Annotated in this window: 9 protein-coding genes; 4 read left to right on the top strand and 5 right to left on the bottom strand. The window is 58.9% G+C overall.

Translation table 11 applies throughout. The annotated features are described in order from the left end of the window. Positions 1–11: 11 nt before the first annotated feature. Entirely contained in the window at positions 12–683 is a 672-nt protein-coding gene (gene rsmG / locus Enr13x_RS19850; protein ID WP_145388672.1) for a 16S rRNA (guanine(527)-N(7))-methyltransferase RsmG, read from the bottom strand. 995 nt (positions 684–1678) lie between these two features. Here rsmG and Enr13x_RS19840 point away from each other — a divergent pair. Beyond that, positions 1679–2704 carry a helix-turn-helix transcriptional regulator gene (locus Enr13x_RS19840; RefSeq protein ID WP_145388671.1) on the top strand — a complete coding sequence of 342 codons (1026 nt, stop codon included), beginning with the start codon at positions 1679–1681 and terminating at the stop codon, positions 2702–2704. Positions 2705–2732: 28 nt separating this feature from the next. Here the strand turns inward: Enr13x_RS19840 and Enr13x_RS19835 are convergent, their stop codons facing one another. Next, positions 2733–3539 (bottom strand): N-acyl amino acid synthase FeeM domain-containing protein, encoded by an 807-nt coding sequence (locus tag Enr13x_RS19835; protein ID WP_145388670.1) that lies wholly within the window; start codon positions 3537–3539, stop codon positions 2733–2735. Positions 3540–4043: 504 nt separating this feature from the next. Then, complete coding sequence (locus Enr13x_RS19830) at positions 4044–4301, bottom strand: response regulator (protein ID WP_145388669.1); 258 nt, start codon at positions 4299–4301, stop codon at positions 4044–4046. Positions 4302–4543: 242 nt separating this feature from the next. Between Enr13x_RS19830 and tmk the strand changes: the two genes are divergently transcribed. Further along, positions 4544–5182, top strand: a complete 639-nt coding sequence (gene tmk, locus Enr13x_RS19825) for a dTMP kinase (protein WP_145388668.1) — start codon at positions 4544–4546, stop codon at positions 5180–5182. On the opposite strand, the gene Enr13x_RS19820 is transcribed toward tmk, so the two are convergent. Then, positions 5161–7365, bottom strand: coding sequence for a hypothetical protein (locus Enr13x_RS19820; RefSeq protein WP_145388667.1), 2205 nt, complete (start codon positions 7363–7365; stop codon positions 5161–5163). The genes tmk and Enr13x_RS19820 overlap by 22 nt on opposite strands. Positions 7366–7541: 176 nt before the next feature. Between Enr13x_RS19820 and Enr13x_RS19815 the strand changes: the two genes are divergently transcribed. Continuing rightward, positions 7542–8210, top strand: coding sequence for a hypothetical protein (locus Enr13x_RS19815; RefSeq protein ID WP_145388666.1), 669 nt, complete (start codon positions 7542–7544; stop codon positions 8208–8210). A gap of 146 nt (positions 8211–8356) precedes the next feature. Here the strand turns inward: Enr13x_RS19815 and Enr13x_RS19810 are convergent, their stop codons facing one another. Further along, positions 8357–9016: a metallophosphoesterase family protein gene (locus Enr13x_RS19810; protein ID WP_145388665.1), complete on the bottom strand. Its 660-nt coding sequence runs from the start codon at positions 9014–9016 to the stop codon at positions 8357–8359. A 292-nt stretch (positions 9017–9308) separates the two neighbouring features. On the opposite strand from Enr13x_RS19810, the gene Enr13x_RS19805 reads away from it, so the two are divergent. Then, the gene (locus Enr13x_RS19805) at positions 9309–11429 is read left to right on the top strand and encodes a vWA domain-containing protein (RefSeq protein ID WP_145388664.1); all 2121 of its coding nucleotides are present in this window, start codon (positions 9309–9311) and stop codon (positions 11427–11429) included. Positions 11430–11628 lie beyond the last annotated feature (199 nt).

Raw genomic sequence — 11628 nt, 5'->3', positions numbered from 1 at the left:
CTGATTGCTTTTCAGCTGATTTTCATCGGCAGTTCGCGCCCCTTCGGCCAAATCTGGACGATGGCGCCTTGCTCTTCATCGCTTTCGTCGCCGAGCGGGTAAGACGCGACCTTCCGCAATTGCAAATTGCCCATCAAGCCCTGATGGCGTGCTTCGCCGCGTTCCTCGATCCATTTCGGCCCTTTGATCAGCAACATGCGGTCGACGTTGCTCCAATGAGGCTCGATCCAGCGGCAGAGCTTGGAGATGCTTCCCACCGCGCGGCAAACCAGACTGCTGAAGCGAAAGTCATCCAACAGATCTTCGCCCCGCGCCGAATAGACGGGCACGGGCAGATCCAGATCGGCAATCAATTCGCCCAGCACGCTCGCTCGCTTGGCAACCGATTCGGCCAACGAGACATCGATGTCCGGTCGCAGGATCGCAAGGGGGATCCCCGGCACGCCATTGCCACTGCCCAGATCCAGCACCTCTTCGCCCGGATCGAGGATGGGCGCCAACTGAAGGCAATCTCGCAAATCGCGGCCGACAAACAACTCCCACGTCGTGTGACGTGTCAGATTCAATTTTTCATTCCAGCTCCACATTGCCTCCGCATAGGCCTGCAGTCGAGCTGCGATGTCGCCATCGAGTTCGACGGCATGATTCTTCAGGGCGGTCTCAAAATCAGGATCGAGAGGCATGGGCTAGCAAAATTAAAAGAGCGAAATGTCAAGATCCGCATGATGATGCAATCACCTGCGTTTGGGAACATCCCCGACGATCCCAATATCTCAGGGACAGTCCCCGGGTGATCAGAATCCCGGATGATAGGACGATGATCCGGGGACAAACGCCGGGTGATGGCCCCATGGCACCTATACGACGCATGCGTCCTATTCGACCTATCCGTCCCATTCCATTCCCGGGGACAGACCCCAGGACGGGTGCATGGGGACAGACCCCGAGCATCCCTGGGTGATCGGGGACAGGTGATCGGGGACAGACCCCGAGCATCCTAGGACCAATGGGACCTATACGACGCATGGGTCCTATTTGTCCCATCCGTCCTATTCCCCGCATGGACGGGTGCATGGGGACAGACCCCGAACATCCTAGGACCAATGGGACCTATACGACGCATAGGTCCTATTTGACCTATCCGTCCCATTCCATTCCCGGGGACAGACCCCGGGTGATCGGGGACAGACCCTGGATGATCGGGGACAGACCCTGGATGATCGGGGACAGACCCTGGATGATCGGGGACAGACCGGATGATCGGGACAGACCCTGGATGATCGGGGACAGACCCTGGATGATCGGGGACAGACCCCGGGTGATCGGGGACAGACCCCGGATGATCGGGGACAGACCCCGGGTGATTGGGGACAGACCCTGGATGATCGGGGACAGACCCTGGATGGTCGGGGGACAGACCCCGGGTGGACGGGGACAGACCCCGGGTGGACGGGGACAGACCCCGGGTGGACGGGGACAGACCCCGGGTGGATGTGGGGACAGACCCCGGGTGGGTGGGAGGCGGGACCGTTTTTTTTGAGCCATCGTTTGGCAAACCACTGCTCTGGGGCCCCGGTGGCGCGTAGAATCCGGCCACCTCGGCTCGACGCTGGGTTTTCACGAGTGGTTGAACTCGTGTTTTCGTTTTGGTCGCGACTCGTAAGGAGACGAATCCCAAATGGCACGTAATGAACAACTCATTCGCCAGCACAAGTTGCTCCAGCTGCTTGAATTGTCGCGTTTCGGTCGCACGCTGGAAGAGCTGCGCGGCGATTTGGTCGCCGACTTGGGCCTGACCAAACTGCACGAACGTACCGTCCGCCGCGACTTGGAAGCACTGCAGGCTGCGGGTTTTGATATCCAGTCCGAAACCGTCCAGCGCGGACGCGTGTTCAAGTTGGGCCAAAACACCACCGACGTCCACGAAATCGGCATTTCGGCGACCGAATTGATCGCCTTGTCGATCGGACGAGAACTGCTCTATCCGTTGATGGGCACCCAATACTGGCGTGGCATCGAGACGTTCTGGAATAAAGTCCAGGAAGCGGTGCCCAACGGGGTCTTCGACCACTACGCGCGGTACCGTGCCGCGCTGCACGTTTTCGGTTCCCCCAGCAAATCCTACGAACGCCAGGAAGGGATGCTGAAAACGATCAACCGCGCCATCCTGGAGCATCGTCTCGTCGAAATCGAATACGAATCGATCGGTAAACCGGTGTCGACTCGAAAAATCGAACCCTACGGACTGGCCGTCTACCAGAGCAGCATCTACATCGTCGCCGCGGTCCCGGCAACGCCAGCAACCGATCAACCGGAGAAAGGCCAACGTTTACGGAATTGGAAACTGGATCGATTTCATCACGCCACGCTGCTGGACGAATACTTTAAGCCCGACCCACAAATCGACTTGTCGAAGTACCTCGGCAGCAGCATCGGAATCTTCTCCGGGGATTCCACCACGCTGGTCAAAATCCGCTTGGGAAAACGTAGCGCCGCCTACCTGCGTGAAGACCCCTGGCATCCGGAACAATCACTCGAAGAGTTGGGCGACGACCATGCCATGCTGACCGTCCCGGCGGCTCACCCCCGAGAGATTCTGCCCAAAGTCCTCTCCTTGGGTGCAGATGCGGAGGTCATCGAGCCGGCGGAGTTCCGCGAGACGGTCGCCGAATCGGTACGCGAGATGGTTGCCCACTACACCTGAACGGCATCCGGCCCGACCCAAGCATTGATCAACGGGGACGGCGGTACCGACGATTCCCGATGCCCCTGGCGAACGGTCGAAAATACCGATAACCCCGCTCCGATAAATAGCTCCGACGAACCTGTTCTTTCCGGATCCGATCGCCGAAGTACCACGGCAAAAACCGTGGGTGAACGGCACGGATGTCGTTGACCGGTGCTGCGATCGGGACGGCAGGTCGCCCCATCACCCCGCCGTGCGGAGCGACCTCGCCGATTTGCCGAAACCCCATGATGCGGCGATAGATACGGACATGTTTTGGGTGAACCGTCGCCAACAGATCGTCGACTCCCTGCCGACGTGCAAACTGCACCGCCGCAGCCGTCATGGCAACCAAATGCTCCGTCCGGGGCTTGGAATAATCCGGTGCCACCGCGAACGATGATAGTTCGGCGGTTAGTTCGTTTGCCTCGCGTTCGCGCTGCACCACGTCTTCAAACACCTCCTCCATCGGCAACCGATGGTGCTCATCCAACACCAACGAGAGGGTTGCGACACGTTTCTGATCCGCTCGGCCGGAGAACACCTGGGTTTCACGCCAAAGATGAAACGGCAAGACACGCATCCCGCTTGCGGTCGGGTCACACAGCCCCGCCTTCACGTAACTGTCGTGTAACGTTCGAAAGGCTGCTTCATAGTCGTGAAGCGAACGAGCGGTAAAACACTGAACGGGAAACAGCTCACCTGCGGCCCAAGTTTCCTCAGCAGTCCGCGTCCCCGCGGCAGTCCATGCCCGCGCATGCAGCCGATCAACGCCACCGACCGACGTCTCCTGATCGTCGACAGCTTGGGTCACGACTGGAGTCATGGCTGGCGCAGCAGAGACCTTTCCTCCGCCTTTACGTTCGATACGATCAGACTTGCCCATTGCCAAGCTCCTTGGTTCGCGGCGAATGCCCGAACAGAACCTGGAAGCAAAAAGAGGGCCAATGCAAAATCAGCCGGCGTATCCCTCATGCGTTCGCACGCCGGCACGCCCGGAGCTGATTCCCAAACGGCCAGTTGGTCAGCGAGTGCCCAGCCTGACGGGCGCGCGACCAATCAACCATCGGGCGAAGCGCGGCTGGGTTTTATCGTCGAAACACCTGCCGACGCACGGGATGCCGATTGTAGAAGCGGCGGAATTGATCGTCGCGTTTGGCGCCAGGACTTTTGCAGCGCGAACCCTCTCTGGCGATTGCTTGCTGCGCAAATGCCGTCTCTCCCAGAGGGAGAGAAACTAAATGAGTTGCCAAATCCTGCAGTAAAAGAACCGATGTCCCCCGCGGAGGCGACATGAGCCCCCGGCACGGAACACCCCTCAACCGGCGGGCGTGGTCGTCGAAGTGGGGGTGTCGATCACTGGCGGTTGACTCCGCGACAGCACCGAATCCACACGATCCATCAACCGCTTCGCGTCATCGATACAGCCGGGAGCATCGTCCGATGCCGTCGCGACAAATTCCGCATTGCAATGGCGGCAGGCGACGACACGACCGAGCAACGAGCCGCGGATCTGAATTCGCCGCCCACACGTAGGACAAGACCGTGTGAAGCGAACGAGACTATTGGTACTCATCAGCCATTCCTAAACAGAGAAATCCATTGACTAGGGCTGCAAGGGCAAGAACTTACCCCTTCTGGGCACATTAATCAAGCTTAAAAACACAAAGCCACTCTTTTGGCAACCACTGAACACGCCGCAGGTGGCAAAAAGCTGCATTTCGGCAACATCAGCCGCCTTCCCCTTCCGAAAATCGGCTGCATCCGGTCGAATCGCAGCGTTCGTCCATTCCCTTTATCGTTTCAAAATCAGTCTCAATGCCGCCAAAACCTGGTCATTTTATCGCCGTCGACGGAATCGACGGCGTCGGAAAATCCACACAAATCCAAGGGCTGGAGCGTCTGATGGGAGAACTCGACTTGGAGTTCCTAACGACGCGCGACCCGGGAAGTTCGGAAATTGGCCGACGTTTGCGGACCTTGTTGTTGGAAAGCCGGCTGACCATGCATCGACGAACCGAAGCGATGCTGTTCATGGCCAGTCGCTGTGAAATGGTTGAAACGACGATTCGACCGACGCTTGCTTCCGGAACGAGCGTGATCAGTGATCGTTTTTTGTTGGCCAACGTGGTGTATCAAAGTGTCTGTGAGGGTCCGACGGAGGTATCGCCCGACTTGCTTTGGCAGATGGGGGACCTTGCCAACGGGGGGCTGCGTCCCGATCTGACCTTGTTGCTGGACATGCCGGCCGAACAAGCGATGCGGCGGATCGAAGGGCCGACCGACCGCATGGAGTCGCGCGGGGCGGAATACATGGAGTCGGTCCGGCAATCCTTCCTGACCGAATTGCCCCGGGCGAGTCGGTTCACCGCCGTGATCGACGCCGCCGGTTCGCCCGAGCAAGTGCAGGCAGAGATTCGCAAGGCGGTCGAAAACTATTTGAGTGCGTCGACCTGATCGATCAGCGTTTTGCCGCGGACTTTGGTTTCGCCAAAAACCGCGATCGGACGAAACCGCAGTGGGCCACCGCCGAGCGTTTTGGTTTCCACCGTCACCGTGCCCTTGTCGGCCTGCACGTCGGCGACGCTCTGACCGAGATGATGCAGTTCAATTCGGTCGGCGCCGGGGCATTCAAGGCGGACCTCGATCGGCGTGGCGTTGCTGCCGTCATTGCCAAACCCGTCCACCTGGCCGCGTGCTTTGGTCACGGTTGCCGTCGGCGCGGGGTGATCGCCTTGAACGTCGACTTCTGAAAGAAAGGTGACGCGAGGCTCGGTGCGATCGAGCCCAGTCAACGTTGCTCGAACGTCGTAGATGCCGGATGTGCCTTCGGGCCAATTGACTTCAACCGTCTGGACATCGACGGCCCCGGCCAGCGGAACAACCTGGAACAGTCGATCATCGATGGAAAGCTCCAGTGAAGCGGGCCGCGACTTGGGGATTTTCAATCGCAGCGAACGACGCAAGATTTTCAACCGCCGTTTGCCTTCGGTGACAAAGCGGGCTTCCACCAATTCATCGGGCGCTTTTGCAAATGGTTGCGCCAGTGGGTCGCCGACGATCAACAATTGATAGGGCGATGCGACGGATTGATAAAAGGACTCGATCGCCGAAAGCCCCCGCGCGTAGTACCCGTAAAGCATGGGTGTCGGAAATTTGTACTGCAGCGAATAGGGCTCGGCGACGGCGCCACTGGACATCGCGGCGCCGGCACTGAGGAACGCCGTCAATTTGGTTTGGGATCCGATCTCGAACGCCCCACCGAAACTGGTCAAATTCTCCGCAATCGAACCGCGCACCAAAATCCATGGCTTTCCCATCACGTCGGCCGTCGAGGTGCCGACCATCAACCCCACGATCGCGCCCTGTTTGGTCGGAACGACGGCATTAAACACCTCGGTCTCGAATCCGTTTTCTTGCAGATAGACAATCGTATCGGCGACTCCTGGAAACCTGGTTTTTGATCGAACATCGCCGCTGGTGCTGAACGCGAAGCGGCCTCTGGGAAACGTCCGATCGCCCTTGCCGGCGCGCAACAAGATCCGCACCGCATCGCTGAGCGTGGAGCCATGGGGATGCACGACGGCTAACGAACAGGCGGCCAAATAGGGGATCCCGCCGTCTTTGATTTCCACCGGACTGCCGGTCAACGTCCACCCCACGCTGGACGAAAACGCTTGCGGCCCCTGCCATGCGATCGGGCTGTCATCGAGATACGGCAGCGCTTTTTGGATTTGCGGGTCGACGAGATGTTTTTCCAGCGCGGGCGTCTCGGTCAAATAACTGGAGGATCGCCAGCCGGCTTTGAGTGCGGCGCGAATCATTTCGACCGCCGGTTCGGCTTGCCCATCGAGTGAATACGCCTCGGCGGCGCGAAGCGCCAGTGCGGGCATCGTTCGCGGATGCCCCTCGTGAAGCTTCCTCCAAATCTCTGCCGATTCGGCGTACTTTTCCTCCTCCAGCAGTTTCACACCTGCTTCAAACTGTGACTTCTTTTCCCCGGCAAAGGGGTTGAGGAAATGCCGTTCAAATTTCCCCCGCGCGTACAGGTTGGACGCAAAACTCAAATACCCGGGATCGTCGGCCAAGACATAGCGGTAGAAATACGTCAGCCCCGTGATCGAGGCGACCGGCAACTGATACCGCTTCGCCGTCGGATCGGTCAGCTTGTCCCGATGCGACGGGATTTTGACGGCGGTCGGAAAGTCCGCCGAATAGGCGATCACGCGAGCCGCCGGCGAAATGCCCCGCGCATCAATCTCGGCCAACAACGGTTTCAGAATCTGATCACGAAACGATTCCAGTTCGATCTGCAGACCAGCGGGGACATCACTCAAGACGATCACGTTCTTGGTCGGAATCTTCCGTGCATCGATGTAATGGTTGGCGACGGTCCGAGAGACCATGGAGTCACCGTTGACCACCACCACCACATTTTCGCTGCTCATCCCCGCGTGAACCGCGTCGACAAGACAGAGCACCGCCAACGACAGGATTGATGCGATCGCGACATGGCGAACCGAATTTCGTTTGGCGATAACCGGGGGGAAACCGACCGGCCGGCGGGGGATCAGGGATGAAGTCATGCTAGGCTGTTTCCAATCCGCGTCGGGCGGGTCCTTGCTGGGAATCGTTGACATTGTGATTGGGACGAAAGTTCGACGTGATCACAACGGGGGCAACGGTGCAAAAATGGGGACCGACCGGGAAAGTGTTCGATCCCGGTTCGGTTTCTAACTATTCTACTGTGTGAACTCCCCAGTGATTCTCCCGTCGCAGCGGGCAATCTCCACGCGCGTTTCTCGGACCACGACCGATGCCCAAGCCCTCCGCATTTCACCGCCTGCTGATTGCCGTCTCGACCGCGTGGCTGTTGTCGGTCGCCTCTGCAAAGGCCGATTTTGAGATCTCGATCGGTAGCGGAACGATCGACCCGGGCGGCAATCTGCTGTTGGAAATTGGGATTTCCAGCGATGCGCCGCCGCAGAACTTGGCTGAATTTGAGCTGATCTTGGAGATCACACCACTGAGCGCAGCTCCGGGAAGTTCCTTGGTGTTCGTCGATCCACAATCGGAAACGTTCCTTGCCGACGCCGACTACATTTTCGCCGGGACCAGCGAATCGATCGCGGACGACCTTCCCTCAACGCAAAGCAATTCAGGCAGCAGGATCACACTGTACGACCTGAGCATCGACTCGCTGGGGGATCCTTTGGATGTTTCTGTGACGTCGGGCAATCTACTCGCGACGGTCGACATAGGGCACCTGCTCGGTGGGGCGATGCCAGCGGCAACCGCCGGTGACCAATACGAAGTGGGCGGTGCCGTGGAATCTTTTTTCACCGACGAAAGCCTAGCCGACCTCAACTTTACGTTCACGCCGGGCGTCGTCACGGTGGGTGCGGTCGCCATTCCGGAACCCGCCGCGACAACGATGCTGATGCTCGCCAGCTGCGGTTTGGTCCTTCAACGCCGGCGCCGCTAGTGGTGCGTCGACGTTTAAACTGAGGGTGCCGCGGAAAAGGGGTCAGGTACCAAAAATGCGAAGCACCCTTCGGGCCATTTGGTTTTTGGTACCTGACCCCTTTTCCGCTCGACAAACGCGGGCTCGAACGTTCAACGCCGTCGCCGTTAGTCCCTTAGCTCTCCCTTTTCATTGGCCTGCCAGACCTGCCGCGTGTTGACGTCCATCGCCGTCAACCAACCGCCGCCGTAACAATACGTGTCCAAGCAAATCAGGTGGCCTGAATCGAGAATTTCTCCGTCTCGATTGGCGGTGTGGCCGACCACCGCAGTCTTGCCACTTTGATGTTGGGGCGGAATTCCGTTGGTCAGCGAGTACCAACGCAGCATCTCGATCTCCTGTTGTTCCAAGGGAAGCTCGGGATCGTAGGCGGCATGGGTGAAGAAGAAGTCACCGGAGAGATAAAAATCGCCCAGCGAGTCGAGAAACTGTTGGTGTTCGGGCGGCAAAAAATCCAAATCGCCGTCGAAGCCATAGCTTTCCAACGTTTCCAACCCGCCGTAACGCAACCAAGCGTGGTGCGAGCCGCCGTGGTGAAGGACCTCCAACATCATTTCTTCGTGGTTGCCCAACACGCCGACCAACTGAGACCGATCGGCAAGTCGAATCAGCGTGTCGATGACCCCGCGAGAGTCCGGCCCCCGATCGATATAGTCCCCCAGCGTGACGATGATGTCCTCGCCGGTCGGATCAATCGCATCCAACAAAGTCTCCAGGGCGGTGCGACAACCATGAATATCTCCGATCGCGATCAATCGTTGCGTCACAAATTTTCCTATGCTTGGCCGGCGTTTCCAACGATCCCGATCCCTTTCCCCCACCACACCCCCCTCTGCCGGAGGAGTTTTGAGTACAAAGCGTGCGAGATCAGCGTTCGTTCAAATAGAGTTCAGGTGAACAGGTGGTCTCAAACTCGTTTCTACGTTGAAAGTTTGTGAAAGCTCAGCGACACTGTCTAGGCAGCGATGACGATGGCAATGCTTTCCCCGTTCTCCGGGCCCGCATCTGCGGTGCTTCGCTCAACCCTTCTCTGCAAGTTTTCCAGGATCGGATGTTAGCATGAGTACCACTGAATTTCCCAGCACCGATTCGGCCGAGTTTCCGGAGCGTCCCGACGACGCTTTCGATCTGGGGGATCAGCAGCTGGGGGATCAAGATCTGGACGAGGTCGATGCCTGGGACGAGGAGGAACTGGAAGAAGAACCGGTTTTGCAGACGGACGAGTCGGCGGCGCTGTTCGGCAGCATGGCCGTGCACATTCTGATCATCGTCTCATTGGCGATCGCGCCCAGTGCGGTTTTCAAGGACGAAGAAGCGGTGGTGATTGTTTCGCCGCCGGTGGAAACCGAATCCGAACCGCTGGTCGAAGAGGTCGTCTTCAGCGACATCCCGGAGATCGCGATCGGCGCCAACAGCACCGCCGAGGCCGAGATGGCGGACGCGTCGGCTGAGATGTTCGCGGAAATCGCCGAGATCCCCAGTCCGGTCGAGCTCGAAAAGAGCGACTTGGGCGACATCGAAGTCAATCGGATTTTCTCCCAACCGATGGCCCCAATGGACCGCCTGACCGATCGCAAAGGCACCGTTGGTGAAGGCGCCAGTGGAGCGGCCGGTGCCGTCGACCGTCTGACTTTCGAAATCCTGCAATCGATGGAAGAACGTCCGACATTGGTCGTCTGGCTGTTCGACCAAAGCGGATCCTTGCACCGCCAACGACGAGAGATCCGAGACCGATTCGACCGGATCTATGACGAGTTGGGCATTGTCGCCGACGCCAAAGCCAAGGACGAAAAAGAACTGGCCGCCCAACGTCGACGTGGCATGAACCACGACGCCCAATTGCTCAATTCCGTCATCGGGTTCGGCGAAACCATCACGCTCTACACCGAGACCCCCACCGAAGACGTCGCCGAAATCAAACAGATCGTCGACAACATCGAAACCGATTCGTCCGGAACGGAACGCGTCTTCACCGCGGTCAAAAGTGCCGCCGAACAATACAAGTCGCTACGCGTCAGCCGTGGAGGCAACGAACCGCAGCGGAATGTGCTGTTGATCGTCGTCACGGACGAGCGTGGCGATGACGAGCAACAGGTCGAAGACACGATCGAGATTTGCCGTAAATACGGCATGCCGGTTCACATCATTGGCGTCCCGGCCCCCTTCGGACGCCGCGAAACGTTGGTCAAGTACATCGACCCCGATCCCAAGTATGACCAAACCCCGCAATGGGCATCGGTCGACCAAGGCCCCGAGTCGTTTTTGCCCGAACGGGTCCAATTGCCGTTCACCGCCAATTTCGAAGAGGAGCCGACGATCGACAGCGGGTTCGGCCCCTACGCCCTGACACGGCTGAGCTATGAAACCGGTGGGATCTATTTCAACGTGCACCCCAACCGCAACGTTTCCCGCCGAGTCAACAAGCGCGACGTGGCCGCGTATGCTTCGGACATGGAATACTTTTTTGACCCGGTCGCGATGTCTCGCTATCGCCCCGACTATTTGTCGCCGCGCGATTACGTCGCCAAAGTCAAATCGAGCCCGCTGCGGAGCGCCCTGGTGACCGCAGCCCAACTGAGACCGGTCACGGGGATCAGCCGCCCGAGGCTGCGTTTCATCGGAGCCGACCAAGCCCGACTGTCCGGTGACTTGACCCGCGCACAGCAAGACGCGGCCCGACTGGAACAACCCCTGGCACGGATGGCGATGACGCTCGAGCCGGGCATGAAGTACCGTGAGTCAGAGGAGAGCCCGCGCTGGCGAGCAGGATTCGATCTGGCCATGGGACGCGTCCTGGCCCAGAAGGTTCGCACGGAAACCTACAACGCCATGTTGGCCAAAGCGAAACTGGGGATGTCGTTCGAAAAAGAAAAGAACAACACCTGGATCCTGGAGCCGAGCGACGAGGTGACCGTCGGCAGCAAATGGAAACGCGAAGCGGAAACGGCCAAGACGCTACTGGAAACCGTCGTCAACGAGCACCCCGGCACACCGTGGGAATTGCTCGCCAAGAAGGAACTGGAAGTGCCGATCGGTTGGACATGGACGGAAGACTTTACCGATCTGTCCCCGCCGCCTCGGCGCAACCCCGGCAATAACAATAATCCCCCGCGGCCGGCCAGTGACGACAAAAAACGGATGCTCAAAAAGGCACCCAAACGCCCCGTGCCGAAGTTGTAACCACCGCCGGGCACGCCTCGTGCGGAACCATGGGTTCACATCCCGGCGGGACGCGCCGTGATATATTTTTAGCGGTAGGGCGCGAGCCCTCCGGTCTTTCACGGTGTTTTTGAAACGCGACCGGACGGCTCGCGCCGTTCCGCTAACACCTCGTCAAACACAGGCACAGCGGGAAGCGTCACGGCCTGTTGATCTATTC

It is taken from the genome of Stieleria neptunia (assembly GCF_007754155.1).
Lineage (GTDB): Bacteria > Planctomycetota > Planctomycetia > Pirellulales > Pirellulaceae > Stieleria > Stieleria neptunia.
The sequence above is the reverse complement of the archived record's forward strand: the minus strand, read 5'-3'. Positions and strand labels throughout refer to the sequence as shown.